This window comes from Haloarcula halobia (assembly GCF_029338255.1).
Taxonomy (GTDB): domain Archaea; phylum Halobacteriota; class Halobacteria; order Halobacteriales; family Haloarculaceae; genus Haloarcula; species Haloarcula halobia.
In genome coordinates, this window is the sequence record NZ_CP119787.1 from 544,631 (window position 1) to 562,460 (window position 17,830).

Sequence of the window (17,830 nt, forward strand, 5' to 3'; positions counted from 1 at the left end):
GAATGGGCTTCACCCGTCGAACATTATTCTCGCAAAAACCGGGCGATCGACGTTTTGCTTCAAGTAATCGGCTAAAGACTGTGGAATGGTGAGACTCGGTGAGACAATCTCTCTAATGTTCTCTCGGACAACAATAGTTTGCCTCTCGGTCAATTCTTGGGAGATCGTTACCCAGCAGCAGTTCTTCCACGTCAAAATCCAGCACGAGGTATTGGTCATAGACTTTGATTTCGTCATCGTCCCTCCCGTAGAGCTCCCCGACCCCCTCGAATGCGATTTCAGCTTCGATTCTGATACCAATCTCGAACAGTCTCTACTTGGCCATCTGAAAGTCGCTCAACGGGCGTTTTTCCAGCGCGCATATCTCGTTGACGCTGGTCTCCGATAGCGCGACGAATCCCATCTACAGGGACATCTGGGTGCTCAAAAGACCAGCTTTTCCCGAAATCTTTTATCACGAGTTGTGCTCTGTGTGGTTGGTATGATTGGTCGGTAATCTGGGCAACAAAGTAGTATGTCTGCTGGTCTATCGTCGTCTTGGCAAGGGAATAGGTTGTCTGATGGCCGATTGCGTTCGTTTTTGCTTCAACTAATGACTTGGAAGCCCCATTAGAGACGTGTTTTCCGATTGTCTCGGCTAATTTGGTTCGCTGGAGACTAGCAGAATCTTCTCGCTCCGTCTCGGTGGCTTGTGAGGTGCTTGGCTCGGGGTTCGATGCTGGAGCTTGCTGCTTGACTTCCACGGTTTCTGTTGGTGTCTGTTCGGGCTCGTCACGTTCTCGAAGGCTAGTTTTAAGCAATCCCTCGAAGGTCATCTCTGTCTCAGTACTGTACTTACCGTCGTTTTCATCGGCGCTATCGTTTGCGTAGTCAGTCATAGATGAGTGTCTATTTGAGAGTGAGTTCTTGGAAGACGTCTGGGCGGCGGGTTTGCGCCATTGCTCGGATGTTATCCGCGGTGGTCACTGAAGTGATGATTGGGCTTTGAAGCGATGGAACCGACCCTGATGGAGCATCGAAAACCCGTTCGAGTCGCTCCATTGCATTTGTGGTGCTGAGATCTGGAGCATCCCATCCGGGATGTCCGTCGGGTAACTCGATCGATCCATCTCGGACGAACGTAGAGAGCAATCTGTTGACGTCTTGTTTTCGGTATACGACCCAATCGCTGTCCCCTGGGAGAATTGCATGTAGACGCGCATCGTCAGTAATGTGTGATCGGTTATTTGGCCGCATTTCGACCTCACACGTTGCAGCGACTGTTCCATCATCACCGTAGGCGACAATATCGTACACTTTGTCGTCCAGTTCCGGGGATACATCGGCGACATCGGCGGCCCTAATGTACGTTTTTACACGCTTGCCTGCTCCCGTATACGCGTGTTCGGTGAGACGAACTATGTATCGATGGGCAATGCCTTCGTTCGCATCAGATCTGAGGCTAGTGGATTTCTCATCGAAACCTCGTACGGCCTGCATGTCCAGATATTCCTTTGCAGTGGGCCCCAAATCCCACAAGGTTCGTCGAGCGATTTTGCGTCGGGGAATCTTGTCCGATCCATTATACACTGTGGGGGGTTCTATTACGTCCAGTGCCTCTGCTCGTTCTAACGTTGTTGGTGATAGAAGTTGATTGATTTCACTGTGTCCCTGAGCTAGGTCAATAGTAGTGGTCGTGTTCTCTACTGTTGTGCAACCGCGCGCGAAGTGATCTGCGATACATTCAGCAAGAAGACAAATATTAATTGCTTCATCTGTTGTCTCTGTTTTTTCTGCGAGGGCATTGAGTAACCGTGCAAATCCATCGAAGTCTTGATGACTATCTCGCCAAAGATGGGGCTGACGGTCTTCTGTCGTTGTAATCGTAGAAAGTTCATTTGGTCGCTCGGGGGATGATGGTTTGGATGGGGTATTCATTGATATCTATTCAATATAATTTGTCTGAAAATAAAACACTTATCTATGCGTACCAGTTGATCATTTTCACTCGATTATTTTCGCCTCTCAATTTTTCAGTACTGTATTCTGCTTTCGAACGGGTTAGAGCCAAATTGACGGGAAAAAACTCGCTTTTCAGTGTACCAAGAATAGTGGAGTATAGGGAGTAAAAAGAGATTGAATAGCTATCAGTTACTGTTGTTGCTGGCGAATGGCTATCGTCCTTCGGAGTCGAAATTGTAGACAGAAATTTTGTTGACAATGTCTGAGTTCCGTTCGATAATGGCTTTCCAGTTGTCCAAGCAGATACTATATGATATAGAGAGATTCGGAAAGGAAGAGATTATGCAGTCTTCCTTCACAGTGTGAATAGTTGTTGCAATACCTCGTTCTGACTCATGGAGGGCCACGAACTGGTGAGACTCGTTCGATCTTACCTTGTTGGACATCCTTGAGGAATTCATCGATATCCCAACCGGCACGTTTGGGAAGTGTCTGCTGGCCGTTTTCGAGGTGCCAACTTACGTACATCTGTCCACGACCGGGCTTTCGGTAGATTGTCACCCGATTGCCCTCGATCTTGAAATCGCCATGGTTGAAACAGTTGACATATCGATTATAGGTCGGGATATACAGTTCATGACGGCCAAGCCATGGTGTTGGTGGTGAGAATTCGTCCCAGCGAACCGGAGTCCCCAGAGAGAGTTCTCCGTCCGCAAGTGAGGCAACACCCAGTGATGGTTCTGAGGTAGTAAATTCTTCCAAAATATTCTCAGTTTCTCGCCGTTCTTCGTGAGCATCCACAGTGAATATCCAGCAAACGGAATAGCCAAATCGGAGATGGCCTATGGTAGCTCGCAGCCGATCTTTGTTTGATGCGGCAGTCTCGACTTCAATGACAAATCGCTGCGGCATATGGGATGGAGACTCGGAGAGTTGACAACGGATATCTCCAATCAAATCTGACGTTTTCTTCTCTGTTTCTATCGTACCTATGTAATCCGGGTCGGAGCGAAGTCGATCACAAATTGCTGCTTTGACAGCCCAGTGTTGCTCAGACTCGTTTTGCTGTTGAACCGACGAGTCCAAGGTTATCGCTGGGTGGACTGTAAAAGTGCGTGTCACATATGAAGAGTCGTTGTGACCCATAATAACTAGACCTCAAATAAAATAGAGCCCTGTCATATTTAGGCCGTCATATAGAAAACACTCTGGGGCGACCTACAGATATGGTGGCATCTGACTCTGACGAACGAGCGATTAGAGATCCCGTGATGTGCCAGTATTGCGAACAGACTGCTGGTCAGCAATACCTCGAAACGCTCCTCAATAGCGACGACGCCAGCACTGTGGATGACTGAATTTACTCCGACTGCCAGTCCCAAGCATGATCTCGACCCGTCGGAAGGGTGTCTTCTCGGTTCTAATCAGGGGATTAGGATATTGTTAACCAGTTATATTCTAGATTTAGACCAATCGTATACATACATGCTGATAGACTAGCAATCCACGTGACAACTTCCCCGACTTCTGCTGAACAAACGATGCTGGAGATTATCGCGTACCATGACCCCATTGACTACCATCGACTTCGTCGGCTAGTCGGAGAGAGATTGAACGGCCAATACAGCACGGAACGTCACCGAGAAGCCTTGGAGAATCTGAAGGAATTGGACATGGTCATCAAGCCCGGCATGTCGCATGAATACCTTCATATCACGGATATTGGCTGGAGTCATTTGGGCGGAGACACTCCCCGGCACGCGGACAACATCGAAACTCAAGAGGCTCCTGTGTGCCCAGTGTGCGCGACAGATGATCTGGTCGAAACCGATTGGTAAGAGAGCTGGTCTTCGCTTTTATACTAGCAGCTGGCGCAGACTCGTTGTAGAGAGAACTGATGAGTCTGCTTCAGAAACTGAAAGATACTGTATCGCAACCAACCAACAGGCCGGTCAATACATCGATTACCCCGGACGATGCCTACAAAGCTGTCAGTAATGAACGCAGACGTCGTGTTCTCGGATTTCTCTCAGAGCACGATGTCGGCGAGACAGTTTCTGTATCTGATCTTGCCGACCGGTTATCCAACGGAGAAAACCGTACAGCCTGCTACGTTGCCCTAATCCAGAGCCATATGATTGTCCTATCGACAAAAGACGGTATTGGGGCTGTAGACTACGATACACAGGCGAAAACTGTGACTGTGCGTCCGGAGGTGTTTGTGCTGCACCAAGCAGCCAAGGCGTTCGAAACCGAACTCAACTAAACGTGCTTTCTCGTCACCAGTTCAGTAACGTTCCCTCATGCGGTGGGGTATTCGACTCAAGAACTTGTCGTTCCTCGTCGTTGAGCTTGTAGAGATCATAAACAGCGTCGTTGAGTTCCGAATATGCATCCAGAATCTGCTGTCGGTCTGAAGGCCCACAACTTTGGATTTGCTTCGTGCATTCCTCAATCGTTTCTATGAGATGCTCGTCATCCTGGGGAGGGGCCGGAAGACGTCCGAAATAGATCGGTGTCAAATCCATCGAACGGATCGCTCGATTGTAGATTCTCGTGTACGCATACCAAGCAAACAAGCTGGAATTCATCAGCCCACAAAGCAGTTCGACAGAGTGATTTTTGGGGATTGCATGAATGGAGGTGTCTGGAATAGTCGCCCCATCATAATCTACGGCACACTGAATGACAATTCGGTCAGTCGGGTCGGTTATGTGTGCGAGAATACGCTGGAATACAACCTTTTCTTTGCCTTTCCCAGCTAAGTGGAAGTTCGAGCGTTTCTTGATATCCGAGTCAAGATAACTCTCACTCACGAATCGGAACTGGCCAATGTCGTCACCTCGATATGCCAGCAAATCGCTCGGGTCGCCCGTGAGGTACGATTTGAAGGCATCTATTCCCTTTGTTGCCTCTGCAAACTCGACATCATCGAATGTATCGTACTCGCTGAGTTTTTTGAGAATATCCTCGTTCTCCTCGTCAACCCACATATAGAATCCATCTTCATCGAAGGCAGACTGCTGGTACCCTTGCTCGAAGAACTCAGTGTTACTGCCGTTATCGTTGCGCCGACCGACGACAATATCATCATCTACGTCGGTGGACGAGAACATCAGAATGATTTGCTCTTGTTTGACACCGTCGAACGCTTCGCGGAGGTCAATCAGGTAGTCGAGGTCTGTTTCCAAGAGATGGTTGCGAGCGTCGGCCCACCGGTACGCGTACGTGAGTGCCTTCGGAACAACGAATGAGACTTGTCCACCACTGCGGGTGAGGTGTTCAGATCGTGAGGCGAACACCATGGATGAGTGGTTCTCGTCCGGGTAGTTACCCAGTGCAGATTCGGCCTCTGAAATATCGATGCCATATGGTGGGTTTCCAATGGCTACGTCGAACCCACCATCTTGGAACACTTCATAGAACTCCAGTGGCCAGTGAAGGTACTCCACGTCTTCTAAGTCCTCTTCGGTCAAATACCGGAAGATTTCGAATTCTTCGATATTCCCCTCAACCCTATCGAGTATCTGTTGAAGACGGCCCTCGGGGGTGCGGATGACGTACTTGTTGCTGAGCGTCATCGAGACGTAGCCATCTTTCCCCTTGTTGATTCGAAGGCCCTTCGCATCACGGAACTCGTCGTCAAGTTCCTCTTTCCGACTATCACTTAATGCGTCCTCAAATTCTATCGAGATTTTTTCGATGGCTTTTCCCGGCAGATCCGGCGCTTCAACGGTATCCATCTCATGCTCGAACGACACATCAGCATTCCGTAGGTCATCAAGGAGTTTCTCGTTCAGTGTGGAGTTATATTCCGTATCCAGCTCTTGGATTTCGTCCTCGATGTCGTGTGCGTCCTCACCATACAGTTGTTTGTACTCGTTCACCAGCTCTTGTCGTTCCTCAACGAGTTCCTCAACAGACTTCTCTGTCCATTCGCTAAGTGGGGACTGCTGATGCTCGTCATTCTCATCCTCAATTTGCAAACGTTGGGTGTCAGTGTACCCAATCAATGAGTTCCCCTCCCGAATGTTGAACGCCACGTTGGGTAGCGCGAGTTCACCCGGGTCTAAATCATCGAGATCGGTCTCAGAGAGATCAGCCATGATTGAAAGCCAAAGGCGTAATTTAGTGATCTCGACACCTGGCCCGACAATATCAACACCGTACAGGTTCGCAAGCACCGTTCGTTTCTTTAGAGTATGGTTAGCTGGGGAGTCACTGTGCTTCTCGTACAGAGAGCGACGAATCGCTACAATTTCATTCAGTACAGACGTCAAAAAGTGTCCACTCCCACATGCAGGGTCAAGAACACGGAAATCATCCACAGTTGCGATTAGAGAGTCAATCTGGTCTTCATTGGGTGACAGTGCATCGACCAGTTCGTGGATATCGTCATATCGAGCTATTTCGCCTTCGCGCCAACCCCAATCCTGTTGCAGCGTCTGTTTAAATTCAGTCAACAACCCCTCTTTTACCGACCTGTCTGCGGTATATCGGGTGATATTGTCTGGAGTGTAGTACGCCCCGAGATCCTTCTGAGCACCAGTTTCTCCGGCCAGATAATTTATTGTTTTCTCAAAAACTGTCCCGAGCACACTCGGATCAAGCTCGTCGGGCCCACCAGTAGTTGAGAACTCATAATCCTCCAGCAAATCAATAATATTGAGCAGGACAGCGTCCGAAACAGTGAATTTCTCTTCGTCCTCAATGTTAGCTCGGAATAAACCACCGTTCAGATACGGGATATCTCGATACGTGGAACGCTCTTGGATTTTGTCGGGTCGCTTTCCTTTGGGTTTATTGAAAACGTCATACACTAACGGTTGAATAAATGTGGAATAGAAGTCACCAAGATGCTCGCCGTCTTCGTGTGCTTGTTTCACCTCATTCAACAGAGCATCATCAACAACACCAGTGTCCTCAAGGAATTTGATGAAAACCAGGCGGTTCATTAATTGAACAGAGAATAGTCTCCGTTCCTCTTCGCCCGCGCTTGCTGGTGAATCAAGCCCATCTGCTACGAGGCATCTGTCGGTGTCGCGTCCGTCGCTGTCTTCATCGGTGATTCCGAAGACAATCTCAATATATCCGTCATAGAAAGACTCAGTGATCTCCTTCTTTTTCCGGCGGATTATCGACTGAACACCAGATGCGATGTTGGTGAAATTGTCAAAATAGAACGTACGATAGAACTCTTCAAGCGTTTGAAGGTGTTCCTCAGAAAGGACATCCTCAGCGTCCGATTTATTCGTTGCCTGGTCTTCAAATAGCGCGATAAATACGGGAGTGAGGTCTATACTACTGATTTTATTAATCGTGTGCGTGTCGGGGTCTTTTTTCAGGAGAATCCACCGCAGACCGTCCGTCACCATGCCGAAGTCACTCTCGAATGGTTCGTGATGGAGCCATCCCTTCACTTGACCAATCCCGTGTTTTTGTTGGTCGAGGCGCTTGTTGATGGGTTCTGCTTCGATCAGAAGCTGGGTGGAGTCTATGTTTGGGTAGTCGTCAAGCGGAACGCTGTAGTCTACCCATTGGTCTTCATCTTCTGCTGGGGTATTGACTTCCTGATGTGCGTACGGGAAGTTGAGCTCCTCGAACAGCTGTTCGATAATGACATTTTTTGTGAACTCCTCTGGGGCCTGGCCTTTCTGATCGTGGGCCGAGGTGAGGAGAGTCCCATTTTTGAGTATATCTTTCAGGTCGTCGCCATCGATGCGTTGGCGTAGTTTAGCGACAATGTCCTGGATTTTGTTTCCGAGCTGGAGGGGTATATCGTCGGGGACAGATGTTTGGAGGTCTTGGAGCGTGAATTCTGTCGGTGTAGATCGAGACCGCCGAGAACTCATGATACTTTACAATCTAATTATGATGTCTTCATACTTTCCCTGTCTATGTGTTGTGTTCCTCTTTCAGTTCTTGTATGTCTGCTTGGATGTCGTCAAGGACTTCGTGCATCTTCTCCTGCTGTGAACCCTCGCAAATCTTCTCTCGTAGTTGGTCAGCAATTCCTGGTTCGTGTTCGTCGAGTAGTGAGAGGTCTTCTTCGATTCGCTCCAGTCGTTTGCGGACGCGTGCTCGGGTATTGGCTTGGTATTTTTTCGGGTGTTCTACGTCTTCTGCTTCGCCGGCTATGATTTCTCGTTCGCGGTCAGTCAGTAGTGCTCGTGACATTTTGCGTGTTATTGTGTATGCATCGCGCCCATTTAAAATACACGAGTAGGTGAGTATACTATATCGGCATTTGCATTACCATTTTATACCTCTGGTGTTTACTATCACATACTATATGAATAACTCAAACAAACAAAATCCTGAAATTACCGTTTCAGAATCTGACGACTGCATCCACATTGACTACACAGACGACCGTCCAACCCTCGAAGAATCTCTCCAAGGAACGGATATCCGGGTTGCTGGCGACACCACGCGGGGTGACGAATAATGTCACGCTGGGATTCTCTCATCCCACTCACAGACACGTGGGAACTTCAAACGAAAACGGCAGAAAAGCGTGTGTACGAACACGCTGAACGCGTTGCTCGCATCGAGCTGATGATGGACGATGACCTGGTAACGCAAGCAAGTCTCTACGGGCGACGCGACGGGGAATGGTCACAGTCCGCGCATATTCCGAGCCGGGAATACGTCAATGCGGAATCGGACGACCACAAAAACGAGCTCGTGATTCACCTCGGACACTCGCTATCCAATAGTATCAGCGATTACCCACTTAGAGAGTCTGAAACACCCGAGAACACCGACGGAAAGGACGTTGGAGTCGTCGAATCTGACGATGCAGTGGTTATCGACAACACAGAATCCACGCAAGCAACGCTTGACGAGATCCTGGCGGACTAGCCGACAGATTGCGGTACAGTAGCCCTCCTGGCGGTGACGTGGGGTTCGATTCCTCATAAGGGCATACGGCGAAGCGTGTCCCCGCTTCGTCACCCTCCCTCCAATATGAGTAGAACACTAGAGCGTGTCATAGACCTCTTCACATACTATAGTCAGTTTGAATACTATTATAGCGGGTTATTAGATTAGAACTACGTGCACTAAGTGCACACAGTTCAAAATTAGTTAGAGAGTACCCTTTCGTTTCCGAATAATGATTTCTCGTACCCGTTTAACGTGATTCGTCTCGGATTGAACGAACGCTGTGAGGATGGCTTCGACGATCTCGGAGCGGCTGGCTCCGAGATCGTCACACTCAGCGACCAGTTCATCCACTTCTCGCACGATTTCCTCGTCAACAGCGACGCCGAACTTATCTTTCGCCATAGCTAAAACAAGCTGAGAACAGCGTGCACCAAGTGTACGGCGATATTATTTCGTTAGAGCCGACTCAGCAAGCTATGAGAACTATTCTATGACACGCTCCACTAAACAACAAAACAGAACAGAACCTGAATAGACTACGCAGAACCGGCTTCTGTGCCGCCTGCAACAAATACAAACACGACTGCAAGCAACGTGTCGAAATTCGCGAAACACGCTGGCTTTGCAGCAATTGTGACCAAACCACCATCGGCGACTTCCTCAAAGGAGACGACCGATGACGGTCGTTACCATCGAATCCTACAGCGACCTCGAGTCCTGCTATGAAATCAGCAGCAAGGGAGCGGACGCGATTGCAGAGTTGATGTCGGAAGGCATCGAAACCATCGTGTTCGTCCCGGGCTGGATGGCCGACGGCACTTCCCTAGAATCGATTGCTGGTGGGAAGACGTTGTTCGTCGCGGAAGTGGAAGATTACAGCTCGAAATCGTGGCTGGTGACTCAGCCAGACGGTCAGTCTGAATTTCTTGCTAAAAGCCAAGTCGTGGTTTTCGAAAGTGCGTCCGAGACTATCGACTCTCCACAGACGGGACTCGACAAATTCGCTAAAGGTGAGTCTCGATGAGTCGAGGAACAGTCAGCGACCACACGTGTGAACGGTGTGAGTCGCTCACCCTCCAACGGCCATACCGTGGCTTCGTCGAATATTGATGCTCCGACTGCCATCACAGCGAAAAGGACTGGCGTAGTGCGACGTTCCCTAGCCCTCTGGGGTCTCTGTTGCTGCTTCCGTTCTGGGTGCTTTCCGTCGTCTCCAGGGTTATTCTCGACTCCTTCGCAGGTGATTCTCGATGAGTGATATTTTGTCCATCGCCGTAGGGGTCGCTGCTGGTGTCATTTTCGCCACAGTGGTCTTTCCACTGCTGCTGATCGGCGGTTTGTACCTCTTTGTTGAAACGACGGAGCGTGTCGTGGCTTGGTGGCATCGCAACAGCACGATGGTCTACGAGATCGACTCCGTGACCGGCACTGTAGATACCTATCGGGGTTCAGATGAAGCGCTTGAAGACCTCGAGGTGACCAACGATGAGTAGTGTCCCTCGCAGTGTGCGGATGGAGTCGGAACTGGCCGACCGTTCGACTCTGTTCAACGCTGGTCAACGGAAGGCAGTGAGGCAGGCTATCAACTACTGTTCTGTCGTCTCCCCACAAATTGCTGACTTAGAATCGCTCCTCCAGAAAGTCGAGAAGGGACAGGTACTGACGAAGAAGGATCGACGTCGATTGCAAGACGTACTGAACAAACACGGCAAGCAACACCTCGACACCAACGAACGCCGATTGAATTCATGGGCCAAATCGGAACTGTGGAACGCAAACCGCCCATAGCTCACAACCAGTTTATAAGCGTATTAACCATACACAGTAGAAGACTCACAATAGCCAAATATATGCCATTCAACTAGCTAGGACATCCCTACTACTAAATAGATACAATCGAATAAACATCTAACATGGCTGATGTCCGCCAAACTAAATTAGGAGAACTCTTTTCCAGTTCAGTTTTTAAAATCCCTAAATATCAAAGGGGGTACGCTTGGGACAAGAAGGAAGTCCGCGATCTTCTCGAAGACATCGAGTACTCTTACGAAGAACGCACAACCGAAGAGGGAAGCAACTTCTCCCACTACTTTGGTACTATCGTGATGCTTGATAAGGGCATCCAAGAATCTGAAACAAACGATTTTGAAGCCTACGACATCATCGACGGACAACAGAGAATGACAACAGTGTCCGTCCTGATGAACTGTATCAACGAACAGCTCAAATCACTTGATGAAGAGAAAGTGAGTTCAGATGCACTTCCAGCTGAACTCGCTAAAAAGAACCGAGAAACATTCGTTATCTCGTACGACACCGAACGAATCGAACTCGACAGCATCAATGACCGTGTTTTTGCATCTCTTGTTGTCCATAACGAAGAACTAGAAAATATCCGATCAGAAACAATCTCGCAACGCCGACTGATTAACGCAAAACGGGAGATTCGCAGTTGGTTGGAAGGAAAGCGAGAAAAACATGTTTCCGAGGACTCACATGACGAGTATTACGACTTCCTGAAAGAAGTGCAAAAAATCGTCAAGACCGGTCTTGAAGTGACGCAATACACCGTCGAGGACGAAACAGAGTCTGGCCGTCTCTTCGAGGTTATCAACGATAGAGGAAAGGAACTGACGAATCTGGACAAAATCAAAAGCTACCTTGTCTACTGCTCTGCTAGATTCGATGACAACGAACTATCGTTAGACATCTACCGGAATATTGGAGAGGTACTTGAAAACATCACTAAATATGGTGGTGAAGATAGTGATATTGAAACATTCGTCAGATATCACTGGATGCTCTTCTCGGGAGAACTCGTCCTTGCCAGACAGACAAACTCGGAATATACCACCGTCCATCGGCGCATCAAGCACCTCGAAAAGCACGCATCACTCAACCAACCCGAAAATGATGTCCGAGACTGGATTAACTCGTATTTAGACAGCTTTACTTCGCTGTTCTGTCGCGTACTTACAAATAAAATATCCCGATGAGATCAGCTCAGACTATGAGCGGACTGAGGAAATTGTGGAAGACTTGGATGGTCTGAATCGCCTCTCAGTATCAAACAACTTTTTGCCACTCCTGATGGCAACACACCATCAATACGGCATCGGGGACGAATTCCGTCGGATGGCCAGTTTATGCGAGAAAGCTCTCGTTCCGTGTATATAACGTAGCCGGACGCCGAACTGATGCTGGACGTGCTGCGTTGCAACGGCATGGGTATTGGATCGAGTGGGCTGGTCGATCTGACCATGCAAACAAGATATTCGACGGTCAACAGTCTGCACTGAAATTCAACACGCTGAATGAGGCTGCCCCGAAAACGTGCAAGCGTATTGAGTCAGAAATCGGGGACAATTGTCCGGATACCTACTTTATGGATTGTCTCCTCCGTGAGGATATTTTCGATGGAACAGACCGCAATGACGGGTGGACAGGGGTTCGTGATAACGAAGTAATTCGGTATCTTTTGTACAAGTACGAGGCACACCTGCGCGGGAAGGGTAGTCGTGATGACCTCTCGCAGTTGCCGCAGTTCTCGCAATGGAAGTCGGAAGGTATCACTATCGAACATATCCATCCGCAGTCTGCCGAAGATGATAGCACCGACCTTGCAGAGACAATAGATACGTTGGGGAACCTTGTGCTGCTGGGCCCTCGAGACAATGCTGGTGCGAGCAATATGCAGTATGAAGAAAAGTACGAAGATACGTACAGTGAGTCGAAAATGGAGATGATAAACGAACTTCCTGATCCAGAGGACGGCTGGTCTCGGGAGAAGGCGAACGATCGGGCGTTGCAGATCGTACGGTTCGCGCTGCAAGAGTGGGGTGGGATGAGTACTGCTCATGTTCACGTCCAAGAGATGCCTGACGATGTGAAGATCACCCCTACGATTCTTCGAGATATTGCTCACGAAGTCCGGAACTATCACCAAGAGAGAGATGATGATGGTTTCACTATTCCATCAGTGCGGTTTCAGCAGGAGAGGGCCACAGGTAGTGGGTGGGTGACGATGAATAATTGTCCGAGGTGTGATGCCACTGTGGTGGATTTGCATTCGTTGGAAGGTTGGGAGGCTGAATGCAGTGGGTGTGAAACGAATCTGAAAGATCCAGTATACAAGTTCCGTCAGAGTGAGTATCTGAACGCGATATAGACAACTAACGCTTCTTCTCCTGTAGTTTTCCAACGTTCACTACAGACTGGTAGAGACAGAACGGCTTTAATACCGACATAGGTGACTATGAACAAGAATGAACCTCGTGAGCGTAATTACTGAGGCAATAACCGGTCTGGTTGTTCTTCTGGTTTCTGTTCAGGCTGGGTATTCGACACACGAGACAATCCACTACCGCGCCACTCGCCGATGGACAAACACGCAGAGATTAAAATTCAGGTTCATAACACCGACGTTCACGAACTTCGACCCCAGCAAGGTTCCGAATAAGGGTATTCAACTATCAGCCATCGCACCGACACTCCTCTTCGTACCTGTGCTTATTTTTCTCCTCATCACAGTCGGTCTACCACCACTCCTCAATATGGAACTTCAGGACTATGCTCACCTCGGATTCTTCCTCACATTGACTCTCGCAGCTTGGCCAAGCCGAGGCGATATCCGCGCATTGATCAATCCAGAACAGTAGCCGTTACCGCAGTCCGGCTTCGTCCATCATCTCGACGGCCAAGTGATCCGGTTCTTTCCCCAAATAATTCTCTCTGAACGTCTCCCCATTTTGCCATCCGCCCCACTGAAGAATAACCTCCAAAGCGTATGGTGAAGAGAGAGAATAGTACGTGCTGGTGGCCCACGTCCTTCTACAGTCATGTGCTGAGACGTGCACCCAGTCGCTGTTGTCTGTCTCTTCGGCTAGTTCGTCGGTAGCGTTCGATACCCAGCGTTGCACTGTGCGCGGAGCGACGTCAATGAGGGAGTCTGTTTTGGTAAGACTGCGAGCGTTTTTCAGCATCACTGCTTTCTGCTTCGTCTCGTTACTCACGGGGCATTCTCGCCAGCCAGTTTTGCCCTCTCGCACTCGCAGCTTGTGGGCGGTATCATCGGAGTCAAGGCGTCGGAAGTCGCGTGTGGCGACTCTCGGGACTTCCTCTGAGCGGAGTCCGTCGAGCATCAGTTCGATAGCCAGCTGCTTGCGTGGTTCCTTAGCGTAAAACTCAATCAACTGTTCTTGTTCCGAGGGAGAGAGCCAGCATCGGTATCCGTCTTTCTCAGGCATCGGCTCGATCTGCATTAGAGGGTCACCCTTCGGAGGTTCCCGACTCGGCAGTGCGGGCAGTTGTCGTGTTGGCCGCGAACGCCACGGTTGCAATGTCGGCAGGTCTGGTATGTCCATTTGTATGTTGTATCTACAAGGAACACTCCCGTTGCGACTGCTGCTATAGTCTCCATCGAGAATACGGGGCTCGATAGATTGTACCACGCAGCAGCTGTGAGGCCGAGTAGTGCTCCGGTCAGGAATCTGTGTTTCATTTTCATTGTGGAGGGCACGAACACCGATTCAGGACGGTGTCGCACTTACTCTATATCTAGTATTTTCTGACACTTAACGCTTCTCACCAGAAAAATAATTGTGCAAAAAATCATCGAACCCACCTATAGGACTCTCACAACAGACTAGACGAGACCCATCGTCGCAGAAGGTGCCTTCTCCGACACCAACAACAAATAAGAGTCAGAACTCTTTGAGAAAACAAGACTGGTACATCTCCTCCGGTGCACCATCAATAAAATCGTGAATACCCGGGTTCTCCACCTTCCGGAATCCCAACTTCGAAAAGACGTGCCGGATAACGGGGGTAGTCGCAGGAGTCGTCGTAACACGATCAAAACCCCGAGACTCCACTATATCGAGATACTGGCGCAAAGCCTCCGTTGCATAGCCTTGATTCCGTTCCTCAGGAATCACCTCGATCTTCTTTAGATGATTCTCCTCGCGGGTGAACTTCCCAACCTCGTCTCCATCAACTAGAATAACGCCATCACCCAGAGTAACCACAATCAATCCCTCCTATTCCTCGCAATCTTGTTCTCGAAGTACTCTACCTGGAGGAATCTCCGCGAGCTTCAACTCCTCCTGCTTCTCCTCTTCACTCCACCCGCCATAGTGGTCAGGGTCGAGACCGAAGTAAGCCATTGACAGAGATTACATCGTCCTTCGACATAGAATCAGGGGTCTCCATCAATCATCGCTCGTCACCCACGGGACTTCTCCTAAGCACCTGTTGCACACTTTCCCTGATACCCACCGAGCTTCCTCTCACATTCAATGCACTCGCTCTCTTCCTCCCACATCTGAACAGGTCTAACCTCACCCATCACATCTCCCGCGCCATCGAGGAACTCTGTGCGTTTCGCACCCACGCCGCTACCTAGCCACATTTGAAATTCCTCAACTTCGATCTCATCGGTGTAAGGCATCAATCCATCAAACAGGAATTTTTCTGCGAGACGTCTGTCCTCGAACAGCCTCCCTCCAAACGAAGTGGGCCGAGTCTCTCCATCTACGCTGGTAACATCGGTAATGTATAGCACTTTGTCCGTCGGGTGAACAAGTTCTCCCGCGTCACTCATCGTGCATCACCTCGCGGGCCTTCTCCAGCCCATCCTCACCCACGTGCTCTTGCCACCCGCTGTTCAGCGTGTACATCTCCACTGGGATACCGTACGGGCTAACGCGCACACCATCGATAGCAACATACGACCCACCAGGATTCATGTCAGAGTCAATCTCGTAACTCACGGTGTGCTCGTCGCTCCAGAGCATCACGACGCATTACTTGACAGCCTGGTGAATGCTTATAATGGCCATTTCACCGAAACTAGAGATAGTCTGTATAAACTTGAACCAATTCCAAATTTTCCAGAACCTGTGCTTGAGGGACTAAACAAAGAATTCGATCTTGCCTACCGTCAGCCCAAACTTGAACTCCCCGTTGTCGAAGACTGCAACGGAAACGACGGATATCAACCTAGTGACTATCCCATTCAAATCCACGATATTCTTGCTGACCTCCGTCTAAAAGGTATCGTCACAAATCTGGCAAATTCTGGTTGTGAGAAGTGTGGGCACAAAAATGGAATTCAGTATGCCACTGAATTGCGCAATGGGGGAAGCACAATTCATGGGTACGCAGGTATCGCTGCAAATTCACCTCCAGAAAGCCCCGTGATTTCAATACAGGACTGTGAAGAAAGTTCTTTGAGCACTAATGATGTCGTCGATTTGGTGTTGGATAGCGCCCATACTCATCAATTCCGTTCGAATCTTCGAGTGAGAAAGGCAGGTATATTGAGACAGTAACTGCGTCACCGTGTTGCTTCAGTCATCAGTAGATAAATCCTTATCTTCCAGTATCTTTCTGCCCGCAGATTTGAAAGCTGACGGCTGTACTTCCTCATCATCGAAAAAATACTTTTCAGATGATCTGCCAACCGCATAGGTTCCTGCACCAGCCACAGCACCAGAAACAGCTTGTCCATATCCAGGAACAAACTGAACAAGACCCCTGGCCAACTCCCTAAATCCGAGACCAGCTAACCCTGTGGTTCCTAATGAAGACACGTATTCCCGTACAGTCTCTTTCTCCATTTCATTACAAGAGAAACCCCCAATCAACGCAACAAGTATCAATTGTCCTGCTGTTAATGGAGGCAAATCTGCATACGACGTTGGGGCCGCTCCAACTATCCCTCCTGCAACTGCAAATCTATTTGTTACATCTCTGGACAGATCTCTCATCAGCTCTGTTCTCTGCTGTGCTTGGATGAATTGAAGTCGAGCATCAGTCGGCAAAAAATCTCCAACCAGCCACGAGAACGTTTCGACGTTCCAATAATCTTCTTTTCTTTTCATATGAACAGGTACTACGCCTATGTGGTCATCAGAATCGAATTTGTATCCATAGAGGGGTCGGTTCTCATTGAATGCTTCTTTCTTCTCTTCATTGAGGACTTTTGAAACGAAGTCTAAGTTTTCTTTGACGGCTCCGGCGAGTATCTCAGACTCCTCTGGCGGCCATTCACCCGGACTTGCATGTTGATCGACCTTGTTTAAACAATACACTACCGGAGGGAAGAGATTACCGAGGTCGTCCCTTAGATTCTTCACTGTTTCAAAGTCTTCCTTGCCTGCGCGTACTTGATCGGGCGTCATAACGTGGATTAAAATATCAGGACGGTACTCCTGCAAATCCTCTTTCATAAATTCCTTAGTATCAGCAGGAACATCACCATCCGGAGTTACGCTTTCGAATAGCCCCCGAGAGTCAATAACATCCCACGTAGCATAGCGGTCTGGGAATTCAATATGATAAAGCTCTGATTCTACAGTTGTCGGCTCAATGTCGCCCACTTCTGCCACGTTCTTGTTAGCAAGTGCATTGATTAGAGAGGATTTTCCAGCACCGGAGCGCCCAAATACGTATATTCGTGGTGGACGAGATTCATCAATCAGCTCTTCAGTTTCACGCAATGCGTCCCCAAAGGCCGTATCAACTAGGGCTTTATTCATATTACTACTTCCAGGAGCCATCTCCGTAACTTGGTCAATATTCTCTCGGAATTGTCGGAACTTCTCTGGATCAATGGCCATAATATGACACGAAATCCAACACTCATATATTCTTTCATAGATAATTACAATGTCACAACAATATCCACAGGCTATTTATCAGGTAAACAAAATATAAAATATTAATATAAATATGGTAACAAAAGTGGCAATAGATATAGAGGTACTCAGCGGTGGTGCAATCTGCGTATCGTGTCTTCGTGTTGTCGTTATGTGAATATCGAGAACAGCATCGAGCCAGCACCATAGCACATTCACCGCATTCTGTGGGGTTACGGGGCGTACGTCCAAGTACCGAATATGAACTCTAAGTCACACCGAACATTAAATAAATGCTGTCAATATATACAAAGTATCGTATGAGAAGTCCATACATTTGGGTGGGGCTGATGTTCGTTCTG

18 protein-coding genes are annotated in these 17,830 nt (G+C 48.8%); 8 read left to right on the top strand and 10 right to left on the bottom strand.

Annotated elements, in window-relative coordinates; genetic code table 11:
- Positions 1-278: 278 nt before the first annotated feature.
- From P1K88_RS02870 to P1K88_RS02880, 3 genes are all read right to left on the bottom strand, one after another.
- Positions 279-878: a hypothetical protein gene (locus tag P1K88_RS02870; RefSeq protein ID WP_276412399.1), complete on the bottom strand. Its 600-nt coding sequence runs from the start codon at positions 876-878 to the stop codon at positions 279-281.
- A gap of 10 nt (positions 879-888) precedes the next feature.
- The gene (locus tag P1K88_RS02875; protein ID WP_276412401.1) at positions 889-1,917 is read right to left on the bottom strand and encodes a hypothetical protein; all 1,029 of its coding nucleotides are present in this window, start codon (positions 1,915-1,917) and stop codon (positions 889-891) included.
- Positions 1,918-2,334: 417 nt separating this feature from the next.
- On the bottom strand, positions 2,335-3,087 hold the full coding sequence (locus P1K88_RS02880) for a hypothetical protein (RefSeq protein WP_276412403.1): 753 nt from the start codon (positions 3,085-3,087) through the stop codon (positions 2,335-2,337).
- Positions 3,088-3,838: 751 nt separating this feature from the next.
- On the opposite strand from P1K88_RS02880, the gene P1K88_RS02885 reads away from it, so the two are divergent.
- Positions 3,839-4,207 (top strand): DUF7344 domain-containing protein, encoded by a 369-nt coding sequence (locus P1K88_RS02885; protein ID WP_276412404.1) that lies wholly within the window; start codon positions 3,839-3,841, stop codon positions 4,205-4,207.
- A 13-nt stretch (positions 4,208-4,220) separates the two neighbouring features.
- Here the strand turns inward: P1K88_RS02885 and P1K88_RS02890 are convergent, their stop codons facing one another.
- Positions 4,221-7,793 (bottom strand): Eco57I restriction-modification methylase domain-containing protein, encoded by a 3,573-nt coding sequence (locus tag P1K88_RS02890; RefSeq protein WP_276412405.1) that lies wholly within the window; start codon positions 7,791-7,793, stop codon positions 4,221-4,223.
- Positions 7,794-7,836: 43 nt separating this feature from the next.
- Complete coding sequence (locus P1K88_RS02895; protein ID WP_276412407.1) at positions 7,837-8,118, bottom strand: hypothetical protein; 282 nt, start codon at positions 8,116-8,118, stop codon at positions 7,837-7,839.
- 270 nt (positions 8,119-8,388) lie between these two features.
- Here P1K88_RS02895 and P1K88_RS02900 point away from each other — a divergent pair, with 270 nt between their 5' ends.
- From P1K88_RS02900 to P1K88_RS02925, 6 genes are all read left to right on the top strand, one after another.
- A complete protein-coding gene (locus tag P1K88_RS02900) occupies positions 8,389-8,805 on the top strand; it encodes a hypothetical protein (protein WP_276412409.1) in 417 nt (138 codons plus the stop codon).
- A 700-nt stretch (positions 8,806-9,505) separates the two neighbouring features.
- Complete coding sequence (locus P1K88_RS02905) at positions 9,506-9,853, top strand: hypothetical protein (protein ID WP_276412411.1); 348 nt, start codon at positions 9,506-9,508, stop codon at positions 9,851-9,853.
- A 226-nt stretch (positions 9,854-10,079) separates the two neighbouring features.
- Positions 10,080-10,322: a hypothetical protein gene (locus P1K88_RS02910; RefSeq protein WP_276412413.1), complete on the top strand. Its 243-nt coding sequence runs from the start codon at positions 10,080-10,082 to the stop codon at positions 10,320-10,322.
- 420 nt (positions 10,323-10,742) lie between these two features.
- Positions 10,743-11,825 carry a DUF262 domain-containing protein gene (locus P1K88_RS02915; protein ID WP_276412414.1) on the top strand — a complete coding sequence of 361 codons (1,083 nt, stop codon included), beginning with the start codon at positions 10,743-10,745 and terminating at the stop codon, positions 11,823-11,825.
- 218 nt (positions 11,826-12,043) lie between these two features.
- The gene (locus tag P1K88_RS02920; RefSeq protein ID WP_276412415.1) at positions 12,044-12,997 is read left to right on the top strand and encodes an HNH endonuclease family protein; all 954 of its coding nucleotides are present in this window, start codon (positions 12,044-12,046) and stop codon (positions 12,995-12,997) included.
- A 97-nt stretch (positions 12,998-13,094) separates the two neighbouring features.
- Positions 13,095-13,487, top strand: coding sequence for a hypothetical protein (locus P1K88_RS02925; protein ID WP_276412416.1), 393 nt, complete (start codon positions 13,095-13,097; stop codon positions 13,485-13,487).
- Between the two features lie 3 nt (positions 13,488-13,490).
- Here the strand turns inward: P1K88_RS02925 and P1K88_RS02930 are convergent, their stop codons facing one another.
- The 4 genes from P1K88_RS02930 to P1K88_RS02945 form a co-directional block, all read right to left on the bottom strand.
- The gene (locus P1K88_RS02930; protein WP_276412417.1) at positions 13,491-14,090 is read right to left on the bottom strand and encodes a site-specific integrase; all 600 of its coding nucleotides are present in this window, start codon (positions 14,088-14,090) and stop codon (positions 13,491-13,493) included.
- Positions 14,091-14,531: 441 nt separating this feature from the next.
- Complete coding sequence (locus tag P1K88_RS02935) at positions 14,532-14,855, bottom strand: GNAT family N-acetyltransferase (protein WP_276412419.1); 324 nt, start codon at positions 14,853-14,855, stop codon at positions 14,532-14,534.
- A 215-nt stretch (positions 14,856-15,070) separates the two neighbouring features.
- The gene (locus tag P1K88_RS02940) at positions 15,071-15,430 is read right to left on the bottom strand and encodes a hypothetical protein (protein WP_276412421.1); all 360 of its coding nucleotides are present in this window, start codon (positions 15,428-15,430) and stop codon (positions 15,071-15,073) included.
- A complete protein-coding gene (locus tag P1K88_RS02945) occupies positions 15,423-15,623 on the bottom strand; it encodes a hypothetical protein (protein ID WP_276412422.1) in 201 nt (66 codons plus the stop codon). The genes P1K88_RS02940 and P1K88_RS02945 overlap by 8 nt, the downstream gene beginning before the upstream one ends.
- On the opposite strand from P1K88_RS02945, the gene P1K88_RS02950 reads away from it, so the two are divergent.
- Complete coding sequence (locus P1K88_RS02950; protein WP_276412423.1) at positions 15,603-16,160, top strand: hypothetical protein; 558 nt, start codon at positions 15,603-15,605, stop codon at positions 16,158-16,160. The genes P1K88_RS02945 and P1K88_RS02950 overlap by 21 nt on opposite strands.
- An 18-nt stretch (positions 16,161-16,178) precedes the next feature.
- Here P1K88_RS02950 and P1K88_RS02955 read toward each other — a convergent pair whose 3' ends face one another.
- On the bottom strand, positions 16,179-17,450 hold the full coding sequence (locus P1K88_RS02955) for a GTPase (RefSeq protein WP_276412424.1): 1,272 nt from the start codon (positions 17,448-17,450) through the stop codon (positions 16,179-16,181).
- Between the last annotated feature and the right edge of the window lie 380 nt (positions 17,451-17,830).

Bases quoted from the DNA above. Each gene is read 5' to 3' on its own strand.
- P1K88_RS02870 (WP_276412399.1), bottom strand. From the start codon at position 878: ATGACTGACTACGCAAACGATAGCGCCGATGAAAACGACGGTAAGTAC.
- P1K88_RS02875 (WP_276412401.1), bottom strand. From the start codon at position 1,917: ATGAATACCCCATCCAAACCATCATCCCCCGAGCGACCAAATGAACTT.
- P1K88_RS02895 (WP_276412407.1), bottom strand. From the start codon at position 8,118: ATGTCACGAGCACTACTGACTGACCGCGAACGAGAAATCATAGCCGGC.
- P1K88_RS02925 (WP_276412416.1), top strand. From the start codon at position 13,095: ATGAACCTCGTGAGCGTAATTACTGAGGCAATAACCGGTCTGGTTGTT.
- P1K88_RS02885 (WP_276412404.1), top strand. From the start codon at position 3,839: ATGAGTCTGCTTCAGAAACTGAAAGATACTGTATCGCAACCAACCAAC.
- P1K88_RS02915 (WP_276412414.1), top strand. From the start codon at position 10,743: ATGGCTGATGTCCGCCAAACTAAATTAGGAGAACTCTTTTCCAGTTCA.
- P1K88_RS02905 (WP_276412411.1), top strand. From the start codon at position 9,506: ATGACGGTCGTTACCATCGAATCCTACAGCGACCTCGAGTCCTGCTAT.
- P1K88_RS02930 (WP_276412417.1), bottom strand. From the start codon at position 14,090: ATGCAGATCGAGCCGATGCCTGAGAAAGACGGATACCGATGCTGGCTC.
- P1K88_RS02890 (WP_276412405.1), bottom strand. From the start codon at position 7,793: ATGAGTTCTCGGCGGTCTCGATCTACACCGACAGAATTCACGCTCCAA.
- P1K88_RS02900 (WP_276412409.1), top strand. From the start codon at position 8,389: ATGTCACGCTGGGATTCTCTCATCCCACTCACAGACACGTGGGAACTT.
- P1K88_RS02880 (WP_276412403.1), bottom strand. From the start codon at position 3,087: ATGGGTCACAACGACTCTTCATATGTGACACGCACTTTTACAGTCCAC.
- P1K88_RS02940 (WP_276412421.1), bottom strand. From the start codon at position 15,430: ATGAGTGACGCGGGAGAACTTGTTCACCCGACGGACAAAGTGCTATAC.
- P1K88_RS02955 (WP_276412424.1), bottom strand. From the start codon at position 17,450: ATGGCCATTGATCCAGAGAAGTTCCGACAATTCCGAGAGAATATTGAC.
- P1K88_RS02945 (WP_276412422.1), bottom strand. From the start codon at position 15,623: ATGCTCTGGAGCGACGAGCACACCGTGAGTTACGAGATTGACTCTGAC.
- P1K88_RS02910 (WP_276412413.1), top strand. From the start codon at position 10,080: ATGAGTGATATTTTGTCCATCGCCGTAGGGGTCGCTGCTGGTGTCATT.